Source organism: Micromonospora purpureochromogenes (genome assembly GCF_900091515.1).
GTDB lineage: Bacteria > Actinomycetota > Actinomycetes > Mycobacteriales > Micromonosporaceae > Micromonospora > Micromonospora purpureochromogenes.
Map to the genome: position 1 here is coordinate 3,653,113 of NZ_LT607410.1, position 17,179 is coordinate 3,670,291.

Consider the following 17,179-nt stretch of genomic DNA (forward strand, 5'->3'; position numbering starts at 1 on the left):
GCTCACCGCTCCGCGCCGGTACGCGCCGCGGGCACGGCCGCCGCCGCCCCGCTCACCAGCTCGCCGTCCCGGTAGAGCAGCGACCGGCCGGGCCGGGGCACCACCCAGCCGGTGTCGCCGGGTTCGGGCTCGCGCCCCTCCGGCACGACGACCTGGACGCTGGTCCCCGCGGCCCCGGCGACGCCCCCGCCGGCCACGTCGAGGGAGACCAGCGAGAAGCTGCCCAGGTTCTCCACCACGACCACCTGCCCGCTCAGCGCCCCCGGCACCGGTTCGGCGGAGTAGTCCAGGTACTCGGGGCGTACCCCGTAGACGAGCTTCTCGCCGGCGCTGACCCGGTCCCGGACGTCCTCCGGCATCGGCAGCCGGGTGCCGGCGACGGCCAGTTCGCCGTCGTGCGCCTCGGCGTCGATGAGGTTCATCGGGGTGGAGCCGATGAACCCGGCGACGAAGGTGTTGGCGGGGCGGCGGAACACCTCGGTCGGGGTGCCGACCTGCCGGATCCGGCCACCCTCCATGACCGCGATCCGGTCGGCGAGGGCGAGCGCCTCGGCCTGGTCGTGGGTGACGAAGACGGTGGTCACGCCCAGTTCGCGTTGCAGCCGCTTGAGGAAGGTGCGCGCTTCCAGCCGCAGCCGGGCGTCGAGGTTGGACAGCGGTTCGTCGAGGAGGAACACCTGCGGGTGGCAGGCCATCGCCCGGGCCAGCGCGACCCGCTGCTGCTGCCCGCCGGAGAGCTGCCCCGGGCGGCGTTGCAGCAGCGCGGACAGGCCCAGCTCGTCGGCGGTCTCCGCCGCCTTCTCCGCGCGGCCGCGACGGTCCATCTTCTTGATCCGCAGCGGGTAGGCGATGTTCTCCTGCACCGTCATGTGCGGGAAGAGCGCGTAGTCCTGGAAGACCATCGCCACGTCCCGCTTGCCGGGCGGCAGGTTGGTCACGGCGCGCTCGCCGATGTGCACGTCGCCGCCGGAGGCGACCTCCAGCCCGGCGATGGTGCGCAGCAGGGTGGTCTTGCCGCAGCCGGACGGCCCGAGCAGCGCGAAGAACTCGCCGTCGGCGATCTCCAGGTCGAGGGCGTCCAGGGCCCGTACCCCGTTGGGGTAGACCTTGGTCAGTTCGCGCATGGCGATGGCGGACATCAGCGCTTGATCCCTCCGTGGAAGCGGAATCCGTACCGGCTGCTGACGAAGACGAACATGAGCGCCACCGGCAGCGAGTAGAGCAGCGAGAAGGTGGAGAGCAACCGCAGGTCGGCCTGGCCGCCCTCGGTGTAGAGGGTGTACATGATCACTGCGGCGGGGGCCTTCTCCGGCCCGCGCAGCAGCAGGAACGGCACCAGGAAGTTGCCCCAGACGTTGGCGACCGCCCACACCCCGACGGTGGCCAGGCCGGGGCGGACCAGGGGCACCACGATGTGCCGCATGATCTGCAACGGGCTGGCGCCGAAGACCCGGGCGGACTCCTCGTAGGACGTCGGGGTGGCGTCCATGAAGTCCTTGAGGATGAAGATCGCCGCGGGCAGCAGCCCGCCGGTGAGGATCAGGATGACCCCGAGCCGGGAGTCGATCAGGTTGAGCCGGAACGCCAACTCGAACAGCGGCACCATGGTGGCCGTGCCGGTGACGATCGACGAGAGCAGCAGCAGCCCGTAGAGCAGCGCGTCGCGGCCGGGCACCCGGACCCGGCTCAGCGCGTACGCGGCCAGCGCCCCGAACGTCACCACCAGCGCCGCGGTGCCGGCGGCCAGGTAGACGGAGTTGAGCAGCGAGCTGAGCGCGTACGGGTTGTCGAGCAGCGCGCGGAAGTTGTCCAGGGTGAACCGCGGCAGCGACGCGGTGATCGTCGGAGTGTCGTCGAACGGGGCGGTGGCCAGCCAGAGCAGCGGCAGCGCGAAGAACCCGAGGACGGCGCAGAGGAACGTGTAGCGGGCGACCCGGCCGAGCAGGTGCCGGACGGCTTTGGTGCCGGCCTTCGGGTCGGTGGTCGGCGCCGTGCTGGTCACGCTGCTCACGCCGGCTCCTTCCGCCGGCCCAGCATGCGCAGGTAGACCAGCGCGATGACCAGGTTGATCAGCAGCATGATGAACGAGATCGCGGCGCCGAAGCCGAGTTCACCGCCGGAGAGCGCCACCTTGTAGACGTAGACCGGCAGGATCTCCGAGCGCTGCTCGGGGCCGCCGGCGGTGATGAGGAACGGCGCGAAGTCGTTGAACGTCCAGAGGCTGATCAGCAGCAGATTGGTCAGCACGTGCCCGCGGATGCGGGGGAAGACCACGTCGCGCAGTTGTTGCCAGGTGGACGCGCCGGCCAGCCGGGCGGTCTCCAGGTGGGAGCGGGGCACGTTCTCCAGGGCGGCGGCGTAGAGCATCATCGAGAACGCGGTGCCGCGCCAGGTGTTGAACACGATGATCGACAGCATCGGGTGGTCGAGCAGCCAGGCCGTGCCTGGGATGCCGAGCAGCGTGTTGAGGGTGCCACCGTCCCGGTCGAGCAGGGCGATCCAGAGGAAGGCCACCACCGAGCTGGGCAGGATCCAGGAGAGCAGGACGAACGCCTCGACCACCCGGCGCAGCGGGCCGCGCCGGTCGCGCAGCGCGAAGGCGATGGCGAAGCCGAGCCCGGCCTGGCCGATGACCGCCGAGCCGAGCACGAACTGCAGGGTCAGCACCAGCGAGGAGCGGAACCGTTCGTCGCCCAGGGCCTGGGTGTAGTTGTCCAGGCCGACGATCTCCGGGTTGGCGGCGGCCAGGCCGGTCAGCCGGTAGTTGGTGACGCCCAGGTAGATCGTCCAGGCGGCCGGCACCACGAGGAAGAGCAGGATCAGCACCATGCTGGGCACGAGGAACCCGGTGGCCCGGGCCGGGCCCAGGCCGGCGGCATCGGGGGCCGGGGAGGCGCCCGTCTCCGGGCGCCTCCCCTCCACCACCTGGTCAGGAGGTGACGTTACCTGCGCCACCGACGATCCCTTCGAGCTTCTTCTGGTACGCCCCGGCGGCCTCGTCGGCGCTCCGGCCCGACGCGGCGGCGGCCGTCGCCTCCTGCAGCGCCACCGACACCTGCGGGTACACCGCCAGCGGCGGCCGGTACGCGGTCACCGGCAGCACCTTCTCGGTGACGAAGCTCAGCATCGGGTCGCCCGCGAGGACCTCCTTGTTGACGTCCATCCGCGCGGTGATCCGTGCCTCGCCGGCCAGTTCGGCCTTGACCGCCTCCGCCGAGTGCATGAACGACAGCAGCTCCCAGGCCTGGGACGGGAACTTGGAGTTCGGGTTCAGCACCCGTACGCCGCCGCCGGACATGCTGACGAAGTCCTGCCCGCGGATGCCCGCGCCGGGCTGCTTGGCGGGGATCATCGCGTACCCGACGGCGGTGTCCCGGTCGGCCATCTTGGCGATTCCGGTGCTCGGGTTGATGACGCTGCGCCAGAAGTAGTCGCCCTCGGCCAGGATGCCGATCTTGCCGGCGGCGAACTCCGCGAAGGACTTGTCGCGTCCCTTCGCCTCCTGTTGCAGCTTGGGATCGCCCAGGCCGCCGCCGTAGATCTTCGTGTAGAAGTCGAGCATGTCCTTGACCGGCTGGCTGGCCCCGGCCCACTTGCCGTCCTTGTAGATCTCGCCGCCGGCGCCGACCAGCAGCGGCAGCGCGCCCTGCATGGAGGTCGCCTCGCCCATCGCGGTGCCGGCGTTGATCTGGATCGGGGTCACCCCGGGCAGCGCCTTGAGCTTGGCGCCGGCGTCGAGGATCTCCTGCCAGCTCTTCGGTTGCCAGTCGGCGGGCAGGCCGGCCTGGACGAAGAGCTTCTTGTTGTAGTAGAGGACCCGGCCGTCGGTGCCGAGCGGGATGCCGTAGCGCTTGTCCTCGAAGCTGCCGAGGCCCTGCACGGTCTCCGGGATCTGCGACCAGCCCTCCCAGGAGTCGGCCTGGTCGCCGGCCACCTCGGACAGCGGCTTGAGGTAGCCGGCCTGGACGAACTCGCCCACCCAGATGCCGTCCACCGCGATGACGTCGGCGCCGCCCTTGGAGCGCAGGTCCAGGGCCAGCTTGGTCTTGTACTGCTCGTCGTCGACGCCGCTGGGCACGAACGTCACCTTGGCGGTGACGCCCTTGGCCTTCTGCGCCTCGACGAACCGGGGGATGACCCACTTCTCGATCCACTCCGCGCCGGCGGAGTTCTTGCCGCCCACGATGGAGTTGGCGGAGATCGTGAGGGTGATGTTCTTGGCGTCCTTGCCGGCCGGCTCGGACGAGTCGCCGCAGGCCGTGAGGCCCAGGGCAAGGGTGGTGAACGCGGCGAGCACGCCCGCTGCGCGTCTCGGCTTGGATGTCATGGGCTGCTTCCCTTCGCAAGGAGACTTCGAAGAGACTCGCGGGTCGCCCGCCGGCCGCACGTCCGCCGCCGGCGGTGTTTGCGGCCACAATGTCATGACAGCCTGACGACGTAAATACCTGTCACTGAAATGAGCGCGAAACATCCACCGTCACCGCTCGGCGACGGTCACCTCGAGGGAGTAGCGGCTGGCCCGGTAGAGGTGCGCGCCGTGTTCCACGTACCGGCCCCGGTCGTCGTAGGCGGTGCGGGTCATGGTGAGCAGGGGCGCGCCGCGCCGCTCGCCGAGCATCTGCGCCTCGGCGGCGGTCGCCGCCCGCGCGCCGATCCGCTGGTGGGCGCCGCGGATCCGCATGCCGCCGGCGCGCAGGATCGCGTACAGGCCCTTGGCCTGCAACGCGTCCATGCTGAGCCGCACCAGGTCGGGCGGCAGCCAGTTCTCCATCACCGCGAGGGGCTCGGAGTCGGAGAACCGCAACCGGCGCAGGTGCTGCACCTCGCTGCCGACCGGTACGCCGAGCGCGGCGGCGACCTCGGCCGGGCAGGCCACGGTGGCCAGTTCGAGCACCGAGGTGGACGGCTGCTGGCCGGCGCGCAGCAGGTCGTCGTGGAGGCTGGTCAGCTCCACCGCCCGGCGCACCTCGCCGCGCACCACCTGCGTGCCCACGCCACGGCGGCGCACGATCAGTCCCTTGTCGACCAGGTGCTGAATCGCCTGGCGCACGGTCGGGCGGGACAACCCGAGCCGGTCGGCGAGCTGCAACTCGCTGTCCAGCCGGTCGCCGGGCGCCAGGTCGCCGCGTTGGATCGCCGCGGCGAACTGCTCCGCGACCTGGAAGTAGAGCGGGACCGGGCTGCTCCGGTCGACCGCGATCTCGGGTCCGGTCACGGCACCTCCTCGCTGGGCACGAGCGGGATCTCGGGGCACGATGATGGGCGCCACTGTACCGAAGCGGTCACCGAACGCAGAGGGCGGATGTCATGACAACACATTGACAGAACTCGTAGGGCGCTGTTACCAATCAGGGGCAGGGCCGGCGGGCACGGCATCGCCGGCCGGGGAAGGACGCCGCATGCTCGATGTGCTCACCATCGGCCGGGTCGGGGTGGACATCTATCCGTTGCAGATCGGCACGCCGCTGGCCGAGGTCGAGACGTTCGGCAAGTTCCTCGGTGGCAGTCCCACCAACGTGGCCGTCGCCGCGAGCCGCCAGGGGCTGCGCGCCGGCGTGATCACCCGCACCGGCGCCGACGCGTTCGGCGACTACGTGCACCGGGCGCTGCGCGACTTCGGCGTCGACGACAGCCAGGTCCACCCGGTCGACGGGCTGCCCACCCCCGTGACGTTCTGCGAGATCTTCCCGCCGGACCACTTCCCGCTCTGGTTCTACCGCACCCCCACCGCCCCCGACCTGCAGATCCGCCCCGAGGAACTCGACCTCGACGCGATCGCCGCGGCCCGGATCTTCTGGCTCACCGGCACCGGCCTGTGCCAGCAGCCGAGCCGGGACGCCCACGCCGCCGCGCTGGTCGCCCGCGACGGGCGACCGCACACGGTGCTCGACCTGGACTACCGGCCGATGTTCTGGTCCGACCCGGCGGCGGCCACCGCCGCGGTCGCCGAGGCGCTGCCGCGGGTCACCGTGGCCGTCGGGAACCTCGACGAGGTGGAGATCGCCGTCGGCACCCGCGACCCCGAGCGGGCCGCCGGGCTGCTGCTCGACCACGGGCCCCGGCTGGCGGTGGTGAAGCTCGGACCGGCCGGGGTGCTGGCCCGCACCCGCACCGGGACCGTCCGGGTGCCGCCGGTGCCGGTGACGGTGGTCAACGGGCTCGGCGCCGGCGACGCGTTCGGCGGCGCGCTCTGTCTGGGCCTGCTGCGCGACTGGCCGCTGGAGCGGACGCTGCGCTTCGCCAACGCCGCCGGCGCCATCGTCGCCTCCCGCCTGGCCTGCTCCGCCGCCATGCCCGAGCACGCCGAGACCGCGGCGCTGGCCCGTGCCGTCGAGTCGGAACCGGCGTCGTCGACCGCCGCCGTGGGAGGAGAAGACCGGTGAGCACCGAGTACGACGCGCTGACCCTCACCCGCGCCCACCGGCCACAGGCGATCGCCGAGGCCGCCGCCCGCCGGACCCGCCGACCGTGGCCCGATCACGGCCGGCCGCTGTTCATCATCGCCGCCGACCACCCTGCCCGCGGCGCCCTCGGCGTACGGGACCGGCCGATGGCGATGGCCGGGCGCGCGGACCTGCTCGACCGGCTGCGCCTGGCGCTGTCCCGGCCCGGTGTCGACGGCGTGCTCGGCACCCCGGACGTCCTGGAGGACCTGCTGCTGCTCGGCGCGCTGGAGGACCGCCTGGCCATCGGCTCGATGAACCGCGGCGGCCTCTCCGGCGCCACCTTCGAACTCGACGACCGGTTCACCGCGTACGACGCCGACAGCATCGCCGCGATGCGCTACGACGGCGGCAAGATGCTCTGCCGCATCGACCCGGACGACCCGGGCACCGCCCCGACCCTGCAGGCCTGCGCCCGGGCGGTCACCGCCCTCGCCGCCCACCGGACGGTGGCCCTCGTCGAGCCGCTCTGGGTGGCGCGCACCGACGGCCGGGTGCACGCCGACCTGCGCCCCGAGGCGGTCATCAAGGGCGTCAGCGTCGGCCAGGCCCTCGGCGCCACCTCCGCGTACACCTGGTTGAAACTGCCGGCGATCGACGAGATGGAACGGGTGATCGCCGCGACCACCCTGCCGGTCCTGCTGCTCGGCGGCGACCCGGTGGAGGCGCCGGACGTCGTGTACGCGCGGTGGGCGCGGGCGTTGCGGCTGCCCGGGGTGCGCGGCCTGGTGGTCGGCCGGGCGCTGCTCTACCCGCCGGACGACGACGTGGCCGCCGCCGTGGACCTGGCCGGATCGCTGCTCCCCACCGGGCAGCAGGCGTGAGCGCCGTCGAGGCGCACCTGCCCTGGGGCACGAGCGCCCGGGCGCCGTGGGCGCTGGAGGTCACCCCCGAGCGGGCCGGCTGGCGCTACGCCGGTCTGCGGGTGCTCACCCTGCCCCCCGGTGGCGCGGTCACCTTCGACACCGGCGACGAGGAGATGCTGGTCCTGCCGCTGGCCGGCGCCGCGACGGTGCACTGCGACGGGCTGAGCCTCGCCCTGGCGGGCCGCGCCTCGGTGTTCGCGGCGGTCACCGACTTCGCGTACCTGCCGCGGGACGCCACGGTGACGGTGCGGGGCGAGGGCCGGTTCGCCCTGCCGTCGGCGCGCGCCACCCGCCGGTTGTCGCCCCGCTACGGCGCGGCCCGGGACGTGCCGGTCGAGCTGCGCGGCGCGGGCCCGGCCAGCCGCCAGATCAACAACTTCTGCTCCCCGGAGGCCTTCGACTGCGACCGACTGGTCGCCGTGGAGGTGCTCACCCCCGGCGGCAACTGGTCGTCCTACCCGCCGCACAAGCACGAGGAGGAGCGGACCCACGACGACGGCCGGGTCGAGGCGGAGTTGGAGGAGATCTACTACTTCGAGGTGGCCGGCGGCGTGCCCGGCGACCCCGGGGGCCCGGTCGGCTACCAGCGCGTCTACGGCACCGCCCGGCGGCCGATCGAGGTGCTGGCCGAGGTGCGCGGCGGGGACGTGGTGCTCGTCCCGTACGGCTACCACGGGCCCTCGATGGCCGCCCCCGGCTACCACCTCTACTACCTCAACGTGCTGGCCGGGCCCGGCCCGACCCGGAGCATGGCCTGTGTGGACGACCCCCGGCACCACTGGGTCCGCGGCAGCTGGACGGACCAGCCGGTCGACCCGCGGCTGCCGCTGACCGGCCCGACGACGCGGGAGGCGTGATGCCCAGACTGACGGTGGCGCAGGCGCTGGTGACGTTCCTGGCCCGGCAGTGGTCCGAACGCGACGGCGTGCGGCGGCGGCTGATCCCGGCCTGCTTCGGCATCTTCGGCCACGGCAACGTCGCCGGGATCGGAGAGGCGCTGGCCGGGCCGGCGGGCGCGGAGCTGCCGTACCACCTGTGCCGCACCGAGCAGGGCATGGTGCACACCGCCGCCGCGTACGCCCGGATGACCGACCGGCTCAGCACCCTGGCCTGCACCACCTCGATCGGCCCGGGCGCGACGAACCTGGTCACCGGCGCCGCCGGGGCCACCGTCAACCGGCTGCCGGTGCTGCTGCTGCCCGGCGACATCTTCGCCACCCGGGTGGCCAACCCGGTGCTCCAGGAGCTGGAGGACCCCCGGTCCTACGAGGTCAGCGTCACCGACGCGCTGCGGCCGGTCTCCCGCTACTGGGACCGGATCAACCGGCCGGAGCAGTTGCCGGCGGCGCTGCTGGCCGCGATGCGGGTGCTGACCGATCCGGTGGAGACCGGCGCGGTCACCCTCGCGCTGCCCCAGGACGTGCAGGCGGAGGCGTACGACTGGCCGGCGGAGCTGTTCGCCGAACGGGTCTGGCACGTGCCGCGTCCCCGCCCGGACTCCGCCGCGGTCGCCCGGGCCGCCGGGGCCGTCACCGCGGCGCGGCGGCCGCTGGTGGTGGCCGGCGGCGGGGTGATCTACAGCGGGGCGTGCGCGGCGCTGCGCCGATTCGCCGAGGAGCACGGGGTGCCGGTCGCCGAGACGCAGGCCGGCACCGGTGCCCTGCCGTACGGTCACCCGCTCGCGCTCGGCGCGGTCGGGGTCACCGGCACGACCGCCGCCAACGAGATCGCGGCGGGCGCGGACATGGTGATCGGGGTGGGCACCCGCTACAGCGACTTCACCACCGCCTCCGGCACCCTCTTCGGCGAGGACGCCCGGTTCGTCAACGTCAACGTCACCGGCTTCGACGCCGCGAAGCTCTCCGGGGTGCAGGTCGTCGGGGACGCCCGGGAGTGCCTGGCGGCGCTGGACGCGGCGTGCGCGGGCTGGGGCACCGAGCCGGCGTACCGGGCGTCCGTGGCGGAGCTGAGCGAGCGGTGGGTGGCCGTGGCGGACCGGGCCCGGCACGCCGACCCCGAGGCGCCGCCCACCCAGACCGCCGTGATCGGCGCGGTCAACGACGCCGCCGGGCCGCGCGACGTGGTGGTCTGCGCCGCCGGGTCCATGCCCGGCGACCTGCACCGGCTGTGGCGCAGCGCCGACCCGAAGAGCTACCACGTCGAGTACGGCTACTCCTGCATGGGCTACGAGATCCCCGGCGGGATCGGCGTCCGGCTGGCCGCGCCGGACCGCGAGGTCTTCGTGCTGGTCGGTGACGGCTCCTATCTCATGCTGCCCAGCGAGCTCGCCACCGCGGTGGCGGAAGGGGTCAAGCTGGTCGTCGTGCTGGTGGACAACCAGGGGTTCGCCTCGATCGGCCGACTCTCGGAGAGCGTCGGCGCGCAGCGGCTCGGCACCGCCTACCGCGACCGGGCCGGCGGCCGGCTCCCGGTCGACCTGGGCGCGAACGCGGCGAGCCTCGGCGCGGACCTGATCCGGGTGACCACCACGGCGCAGCTGCGGGCCGCGCTGGCCACCGCCCGGGCGGCGGAGCGCACCACGGTCGTCCACGTCGAGACCGACCCGTTCGAAGCCGGCCCGGACGGCGGCGCCTGGTGGGACGTGCCGGTCGCCGCCGTCTCCACCACCGCGCGGACGCGGGCCGCCAGGGAAGCGTACGAGGCCGGGTCCAAGGCCCGCCGTACCCGCCTGAGCGGTGAAGCCACGGCCTGAACGGGGTCCGGCCCGCCCCCGAGCGGCGACACCGCCCACACCGGCCCGATCGGGACGCCCCGCGCCCTCGTCACGGGTGCCTGCGGTGGTGGGAGGTTGGACGGGTGCCTGCCGGGTAAGCGCCGCCATGGCCCATCGTCGTCCGGGCGACGGTCCCGTGCGCTCAGCGCTCGACGCGGTCGCCGAGCGGACCGTCCGGTCGGCGGCCGAGGCCCGCCGGCGCGGCGGCGCGGGCGGCCGGGTACGGCTGCGCCAGCTCGAGGTGACCGTCGTGATCGCGGTGCAGGCCGGACTGGCCGCGGCGCTCGCCGCCCTGATCGCCCAGCACCTGCTCGGCCCGGGTGCGCACGTCTTCGCCCCGGCCGCGGCGGTCGGCACCATCGCCACCGCCATCGGGCAGCGGGCCCGCCGTACCTTCGAACTGCTGGCCGGGGTCGGCATCGGCATCATGATCGGTGACGGGCTGCGGTTCCTGCTCGGCTCCGGGCCCTGGCAGACCGGGGCGGTGGTCGCGCTGGCGATCGCCAGCGCGTTGCTGGTGGCCGGCCGGGGCGGGGCGCTGGTCGGGCAGGCGGGCGGTACGGCCGTCCTGATCGCGACGCTCGCCCCGATGCAACGGGGCCTCGAGCTGCCCCGCATCTTCGACGCGCTGGTCGGCGGCGCGGTCGGCCTGCTGGTGGTGGCGCTGCTGCTGCCGATCAATCCGCTGCGGGTGCTGGACCGGGCGGCCGCGCCGCTCTTCGCCGCCGTCACCGAACAGCTGCACGCGGTGGCGGACGCCCTGTCCCGCCGCGACGCCGACGCCGCCATCCGGGCGCTGGACCGGCTGCGGGGGCTGGACGCGGACATCGGGCGGCTGAACGAGTCGCTCAGCGGGGCGGAGGAGGTGGTGACGCTGGCGCCGGCCCGCTGGCACCGCCGGGCGCGGTTCCACCGTTACGCCCGCACCGCGGAACACCTGGAGCGCCTGATCCTGATGAGCCGGGCGTTGGCCCGCTGGAGCGCGACCGCCCTCCAGTACGGCGAACCCGTCCCGGCGCACCTGCCCCGGGCGGTTCGTCGGCTGGGTGACGGCATCGCGGAGCTGCGCCGGGCGAGCCGGGCCGATCAGGAGCCCGAGCGGACCCGGCAGCTGGTCCGGGAAAGCGCCCACCTCGCCGGCCGAGCCTGGGCGGAGGGGGTGCGGTCGTACGGGGACGCCCTGGTCACCGATCTTCGTACCGCCGGCAGCGACCTGCTGCGGGGGACGGGGTGCCATCCGGACGACGCCAACCGGATGGTGCGCCAGGCGGCGCTGGCCGGGGCGGCCGAGGTCCGTCCGCCGCTGCGCCGGGAGCTGCGCCGGCCGCGGCGTACCAGGATCACCGGCACCCGGCGGCGGGCGCGGCTGGCCAAGCAGGCCCGACCCGAGGGCCGGGCAGTCGCGTCGCACCCGCCCGCGCGCTGAAGCGCTGCGCGGCACCTGGGCCGCGGGGCGAACCCCGGGTGCCGCGTGGGGCGGCACCCGGGGTCGCGCCGGTCACCGGGCGCGGCCGGCCCGGTCAGGTGGCGACGCGGGCCAACAGCGTGAATGCCCGGACCGGATCGTCGGCGAGCTGGGCGCGGTCGGCCTCGGCGATCAGCGTCGCCCAGTCGGCCGGCGCGCTTCCCCGGACGACCGCGGACTGGGCGGCCTCGCGGGCCACCGCGAGGATCGCGTCGTTCCGCGCGGCGGAGCCCTGACCCGTGCCGAGCTGCCGGCCGAGCGGCCGCAGCACCTCCGGCGCGTTGCTGAGTGAGCCGTCGGCGTTCCAGTTGCCCGGCGCCAGCGCCGCGCGCAGCTCCGGCCGCTGGTCGGCCACGGCCGCCAGCCCGGACCGGCCGTGGTCGGTCCGCAGCCCCCAGCCGAACGGGTACAGCGGCTGGTAGTCCCGGTCGCCGACGTTGATCGGCACCTGGGCCTCGCTGCGCGGCCAGGTCACCGGGAGCCGGCCGGTGAAGGGCCGCCGGCCGAAGAGGACGTCGGCGACACCGGCGCCCTCGCTGCCGGGCAGCCACGACGCCACCAGGGCGTCGATCGTGCCGAGCTGGTCCGTCACGACCTGCGGCCGTCCGGAGACCACGAGGACGACGCACGTCTCGATCTCGGCGCAGACCTTGTCGATCACGGCCTGGTCGGCGGGCTGCAGGCGCAGCGACTTCCCCTCCTGCTGGGGCGTCGAGCACCAGCCGCACTCCGGGCCGCCGACGTCGCCGTACCCCTCGGCGTACGGCGTCTCGCCGACCACCACCACGCCGACGTCGGTGCCGGCGGTGGGCGCCGAGGCGTCCGCGCTGTAGGTGACCTCGGCCTGCGGGGCCACCTGCCGGATGCCCTCCAGGATCGTGGTGCCGGGGATGAGGTCGCCCGACTGGCCCTGCCAGGTGATCGTCCAGCCGCCGGCCTGGTTGCCGATGTCGTCGGCGTTGCGACCGGCGACGTACAGGTTGGCGTCGCGGCGCAGCGGCAGCGCCCGCCCGGCGTTCTTCAGCAGCACCTGCGACTTCGCCACCGCGTCCCGGGCGATCGCCCGGTGCTTCGCGCTGCCGACCTGGTCGACGTTCGCCGCCGAGGCGTACGGCTGCTCGAAGAGCCCGAGCTCGAACTTCTTGCGCAGGATGCGCCGCACGGCGTCGTCGAGGCGGGCCCGGCCGACCCGACCGGCGGTCACCTCGGCCAGGAGCAGCTCTTCGAACTGCGGGGCGCTGTTCGGTTCCATGAACATGTCGGTGCCGGCGTTCACGCCGACCCGCACCTTGTACGCGGTCAGGCCGGTGTTGGTCGGCTCAGCCGGGTCGGGGATCTGGTGGATGCCCTCCCAGTCGGAGATCAGGAACCCGTCGAAGCCCATCCGGCCCTTCAGGACGTCGGTGAGCAACTCCCGGTTGGCGTGCATCTTGGTCGGGTTGCCGAGCCCGTCCTCGGTCCAGTCCACGCTGGAGAAGGAGGGCATCACGCTGCCGACGTCGTGTCGCCACACGGCGGGACCGTAGGGCGAGAGGTCGGTCCTCGCGAAGTGGGCGCGGTCGGTCACCGTCACGCCCTGGTCGATGGGGTACCGCTGCTCCCACCACGGCTTGCCCTCGTTGGCGGCCGCGGTGGTCTCGTCGTAGTCGGTGTCACCGTCGCCGGCGTAGTGCTTGGCGGTGGCCAGCACCCGGTCGGCGTCGTCGAGCTGGCCGGCGCGACGCCCCTGCAGGCCGTCGATGACGCTCTCCATCGGGATGACCAGCGCCGGGTCCTCGCCGAAGCTCTCGTAGCTGCGCCCCCACCGCTCGTCGCGGGAGACGCACACGCACGGAGCGAAGTTCCACGGGATGCCGGTCGCGCGCACCTCGGTCGCGGTGGCATGCCCGATCCGCTCCACCAGGGCGGGGTCGCGGGTGGCCCCGAGGCCGACGTTGTGCGGGAACACGGTGGCCCCGTACACGTTGCCGTGCCCGTGCACGGCGTCGATGCCGTAGATCATCGGGATCTGCAGCCGGGTGCTCAGCGCCTGGGCCTGGAACTCGTTGACCATGTCGACCCAGGCGGCCGGGGTGTTGGTGGCGGGCGTCGAGCCCCCGCCGGACAGCACGGAACCGAGCCGCCACTGCGCGACCAGGCTGGGATCGGCGGCGACGGCGGCCCGCTCGGCCTGGGTCATCTGGCCGATCTTCTCCTCGACCGTCATCCGGCCGAGCAGGTCGGCGACGCGCCGGTCGACCGGCAGTCTCCGGTCGAGATACGGCAGGCCGTGCGCGTTGACCACCAGGACCGGCTGACCGCCGACGGTGGCGCCGGTGGCGGCCGTGGTGAGCGTCAGTGGGATGGTCTCGGCCGTCTCCGCCGTCCGGTCGCCGTGGACGGTGACGGTGATCGGCCGGGCGGTGCCGGACCGGCTGCCGGCCGGGAAGGTCAGTGCGCCGGCGACCGGGGCGTAGTCGACGCCGGCCGTGGCGGTGCCGCTGCCGGTGGTGTAGCGGACGGTCGTCGGGGCCGCCAACGGGCGTCCGTCCGACGTGGTCACCGAGACGGTGACCGCCGCCCGGTCGCCCTCGCCGACGGTCTGGACCAACCGGTCGGCGGCGACGGTGACGGTCTGGGTGCTCGCGGCCGAAGCGGACGACGCCGGCAGCAGCGATGCGGCCAGGACGACGGTTCCGACGAGTGCGACGCGGCTGCGCCAGCATGAACTCATGTGGTGCCTCCCTACGGGAGTCGGCCGCCCGCACCCTCTCGGTGCGGGACCGCCCTCGTCCCGGTAAGGAATCCTTCCCAATCCCATCAGGGCGCGTCAATATTACAGCGCAATTAAAGTCGGACGGACGCGGGCGGCGGCGCCGGCCGGGTGGCGGCGAACGGGGCGCCTGGCGTTCGCAGCCGGTGCGAAACCCTTGGCAGAGCTGGTGTGCGGAGCGGTATGCTCCCTCGCGATGATGACCCCTCGTGGCAGATTGGGGGTCCCGTCCGCGCAAGGTGAGTGCTGATGCACCCCCCGGCCGCGGATGCGGATTCTCGCCTTTCCTTCTGGCGGCGCGTGCGCGAGTTCGCCGTGCCGGCGTCCATGATCGAGACTGCGACCGTCCGTCGCCGCGCCGGCGACTGGGCCGGGGCGTGCGCCGCCGCGCACGTCGACGTCGACCCGAGCCTGCGCGCGGTGGCCCGCACCCACGGCCGGGAACTCGCGGCCCGGGTCCGGGCCGACCTCCGGGAGTTGACGCCCGACCTGTTGCGCTGGCACCTGCCGAGGATCGCCCCTGACGGGCTGCTGCGCCCCGGCCTGACCATCGCGCTCGCCCGGTACGACGCGGCCGGACGCGACGGCCACGCCGTGCACCTGGTGGCCCGCACGCCACCGGCCTGGGCGGACGCCGGTCAGCGCTTCAGCCTGGCGCTCTGGGACGGCCACCGGGACGGCCGGCACCCCCATCCACACCCCGACCGTCGGTTCCGTCTCGACCTGCACCGTCACCTCTGGGACGCGCGTCGGGCCGACGAGCTGAGGACGCGGTCGGGGGCGGACCGGTTGCCTGCCGACCGCCACCCAGCACTGGACGCCGGTCCGTCGCCGGCGGCGCCGCCAGGGCTGAACTGCGCGGTGGACAGGTGGGCGGCCGAGGCCGAGATCCTGCTCCGCGCCGAGGGGCGGACCGGCGGTGCCGTCGCCGTACGACTCGGCCGCCGTCGACTCGTCCTGCAGGTGAATCCGGACGGGGGCGTCCTCCGGTCGCCGTCGGTGGTCGCCCGGCGGGCCGAGGAGCTGCCGGTGCTCCCGGATGCCGCGACCTGGGTGCTGCCGGACCTGGCACTGCTCCGCGCCGGGCTGATCGAGGTCGACCGGCTGCACCCGCTGGTGGCCTCGGCGCTGGCACCCGAGCATCGGGCGGCCGGCGTGCCCTGGGTCCCGCAGCGCGCCGGGCAGCCACGGCTCGTGCGGTGCCGGGGCGCCCAGCACCGGATCGGCCTGGTCGACGGGGTGCTCGTCGCGCTGGACCACGACCCGGCCGAGGTCCGCCGGGAGGAACTGCTGGCCGCGCTGACCGGCACCCCGCTCGCCTGCCTGCGGGCGATCGACGAGGCGCACCGCCACCCGGAATGCCTCGACGACGTCCGGGCCCGGCTGGACCACGGCGACAGCGCCGGCGCGCTGGCCGCCGTCGAGGCGCTGCTCGGCCCCGACGCGCTGCTGCGCGCCGGCGCGCTGCGCGACGAACTGGAGACGGCCGCGTCGCGGCGGGTCACGTACGGGCTGTTCCGGGCGGGGCTGGCCGGAAGCGGGCCCGGCCCCGAGCATGCGGACCGTCGCCGTACCCGTGACCGCCGCTCCCGCCCGCGCCACGGCAGCTCGCGCTGACCGGCGGGCCCGACCCCGCCGCGCTGTCCCACCCGTCACGAGCCCACAAGGTGATCACACATGCTCATGTCGACCGACATCTCCACCGAAGCCACCCAGCTCGCGGTCGCCGCCGAGCTGCTCGCCCTGCTGGGCGACACCACCACCGAACCGCGCCCCGACACCCAGTTGGAAGCCCTGACCCTGGCCGTCGCCGCCGACCTGCCGGTGCTGCTCTGGGGCGAGCCGGGGATCGGCAAGACCGCGGCCCTGACCCAGCTCGCCGCGTCTCTGGACCTGCCGCTGACCACGGTGATCGCCAGCGTCCACGAGCCGTCCGACTTCTCCGGGCTGCCGGTCGTCGGCGACGACCCCGCCGTGCAGGGTGTGCCGATGGCCCCGCCGGACTGGGCCGTGCGCCTGGTCCGCGCCGGCCGGGGGCTGCTCTTCCTCGACGAGCTGTCCACCGCGCCGCCGGCGGTGCAGGCCGCCCTGCTCCGCCTGGTGCTCGAACGCCGCATCGGCGCCCTGCGGCTGCCGCCCGGCGTACGGATCGTGGCCGCCGCGAACCCGCGCTCCTCCGCCGCGGACGGGTGGGAGCTGAGCCCGCCGCTGGCCAACCGATTCGTCCATCTCCAGTGGACCCACGACCACGAGGTCGTCGTACGCGGCCTCGGCGGGACCTGGCCCCGGGCGGCCCTGCCCCGGCTCGACCCGCGGCGGCTGTCGGCGGCCGTCGCCTTCGCCCGCCGCGCGGTGTGCGGGCTGCTCTCAGCCCGGCCGACGCTCGTGCACCGGCTGCCCACCACCGAGGGTCGCCGGGGCGGCCCCTGGCCGTCGCCGCGGAGCTGGGAGATGACGCTGCGCCTGATCGCCTTCGCGACCGCGGCGGGCACCTCTCGTGAGGTGCTGTCGATGCTGGTCCGGGGCGCCGTCGGGGACGGCCCGGGGCTGGAGCTGCTGGCCAGCATGGACCGGATGGACCTCCCGGACCCGGAGGTGCTGCTGGCCGATCCGGCCGGCGCCGTCCTGCCCGAGCGGGGTGACCTGCGCCAGGCCGTGCTGGACGGCGTGGTGGAGGCGGTCCGCCGGCGTCCGGAGAAGTCCCGCTGGGACGCGGCGTGGACGCTGCTGGTCCGGGCGCTCGACACGGGAGCACCGGACCTGGTGGTCGTCCCCGCGTCGACCCTCGCCGCGCTGCGCCGCGAGGACTGGGACGTTCCGGCGTCGATCGAGCGGCTCGCCGGCGCGGTGTCGCTGTCCCGGCGGGCCGACGAGGCGGCGGCACGGGTGGCCGCCGCCGCGGGGGCCGGCCGGTGACCG

At 74.4% G+C, this 17,179-nt stretch carries 13 protein-coding genes; 7 read left to right on the forward strand and 6 right to left on the reverse strand.

The window, feature by feature from the left end:
• Positions 1 to 2: 2 nt before the first annotated feature.
• From GA0074696_RS16820 to GA0074696_RS16840, 5 genes are all read right to left on the reverse strand, one after another.
• On the reverse strand, positions 3 to 1,139 hold the full coding sequence (locus GA0074696_RS16820; RefSeq protein WP_088961977.1) for an ABC transporter ATP-binding protein: 1,137 nt from the start codon (positions 1,137 to 1,139) through the stop codon (positions 3 to 5).
• Positions 1,139 to 2,011, reverse strand: coding sequence for a carbohydrate ABC transporter permease (locus GA0074696_RS16825; RefSeq protein WP_197700729.1), 873 nt, complete (start codon positions 2,009 to 2,011; stop codon positions 1,139 to 1,141). The genes GA0074696_RS16820 and GA0074696_RS16825 overlap by 1 nt, the downstream gene beginning before the upstream one ends.
• Positions 2,008 to 2,955 carry a carbohydrate ABC transporter permease gene (locus tag GA0074696_RS16830; RefSeq protein WP_197700730.1) on the reverse strand — a complete coding sequence of 316 codons (948 nt, stop codon included), beginning with the start codon at positions 2,953 to 2,955 and terminating at the stop codon, positions 2,008 to 2,010. The genes GA0074696_RS16825 and GA0074696_RS16830 overlap by 4 nt, the downstream gene beginning before the upstream one ends.
• Positions 2,930 to 4,327 carry an extracellular solute-binding protein gene (locus GA0074696_RS16835; RefSeq protein ID WP_088961978.1) on the reverse strand — a complete coding sequence of 466 codons (1,398 nt, stop codon included), beginning with the start codon at positions 4,325 to 4,327 and terminating at the stop codon, positions 2,930 to 2,932. The genes GA0074696_RS16830 and GA0074696_RS16835 overlap by 26 nt, the downstream gene beginning before the upstream one ends.
• Positions 4,328 to 4,477: 150 nt before the next feature.
• A complete protein-coding gene (locus GA0074696_RS16840; RefSeq protein WP_088961979.1) occupies positions 4,478 to 5,215 on the reverse strand; it encodes a GntR family transcriptional regulator in 738 nt (245 codons plus the stop codon).
• A gap of 184 nt (positions 5,216 to 5,399) precedes the next feature.
• Between GA0074696_RS16840 and iolC the strand changes: the two genes are divergently transcribed.
• From iolC to GA0074696_RS16865, 5 genes are all read left to right on the forward strand, one after another.
• Positions 5,400 to 6,383 (forward strand): 5-dehydro-2-deoxygluconokinase, encoded by a 984-nt coding sequence (gene iolC / locus GA0074696_RS16845; protein ID WP_088961980.1) that lies wholly within the window; start codon positions 5,400 to 5,402, stop codon positions 6,381 to 6,383.
• Positions 6,380 to 7,267 carry a Cgl0159 family (beta/alpha)8-fold protein gene (locus GA0074696_RS16850; RefSeq protein WP_088961981.1) on the forward strand — a complete coding sequence of 296 codons (888 nt, stop codon included), beginning with the start codon at positions 6,380 to 6,382 and terminating at the stop codon, positions 7,265 to 7,267. Before iolC ends, GA0074696_RS16850 begins: the two co-directional genes overlap by 4 nt.
• Complete coding sequence (gene iolB / locus GA0074696_RS16855) at positions 7,264 to 8,166, forward strand: 5-deoxy-glucuronate isomerase (protein WP_088961982.1); 903 nt, start codon at positions 7,264 to 7,266, stop codon at positions 8,164 to 8,166. The genes GA0074696_RS16850 and iolB overlap by 4 nt, the downstream gene beginning before the upstream one ends.
• The gene (gene iolD / locus GA0074696_RS16860; RefSeq protein WP_088961983.1) at positions 8,166 to 10,022 is read left to right on the forward strand and encodes a 3D-(3,5/4)-trihydroxycyclohexane-1,2-dione acylhydrolase (decyclizing); all 1,857 of its coding nucleotides are present in this window, start codon (positions 8,166 to 8,168) and stop codon (positions 10,020 to 10,022) included. The genes iolB and iolD overlap by 1 nt, the downstream gene beginning before the upstream one ends.
• A gap of 157 nt (positions 10,023 to 10,179) precedes the next feature.
• The gene (locus GA0074696_RS16865; protein ID WP_231925040.1) at positions 10,180 to 11,469 is read left to right on the forward strand and encodes an FUSC family protein; all 1,290 of its coding nucleotides are present in this window, start codon (positions 10,180 to 10,182) and stop codon (positions 11,467 to 11,469) included.
• Between the two features lie 94 nt (positions 11,470 to 11,563).
• On the opposite strand, the gene GA0074696_RS16870 is transcribed toward GA0074696_RS16865, so the two are convergent.
• Entirely contained in the window at positions 11,564 to 14,221 is a 2,658-nt protein-coding gene (locus tag GA0074696_RS16870; protein WP_231925041.1) for a glycoside hydrolase family 3 N-terminal domain-containing protein, read from the reverse strand.
• 288 nt (positions 14,222 to 14,509) lie between these two features.
• Between GA0074696_RS16870 and GA0074696_RS16875 the strand changes: the two genes are divergently transcribed.
• Together GA0074696_RS16875 and GA0074696_RS16880 are read left to right on the forward strand one after the other, a co-directional pair.
• Positions 14,510 to 15,877 (forward strand): hypothetical protein, encoded by a 1,368-nt coding sequence (locus GA0074696_RS16875; RefSeq protein ID WP_088961986.1) that lies wholly within the window; start codon positions 14,510 to 14,512, stop codon positions 15,875 to 15,877.
• Positions 15,878 to 15,937: 60 nt separating this feature from the next.
• Positions 15,938 to 17,176, forward strand: a complete 1,239-nt coding sequence (locus GA0074696_RS16880; RefSeq protein WP_088961987.1) for an AAA family ATPase — start codon at positions 15,938 to 15,940, stop codon at positions 17,174 to 17,176.
• The last annotated feature ends 3 nt before the right edge of the window (positions 17,177 to 17,179 follow it).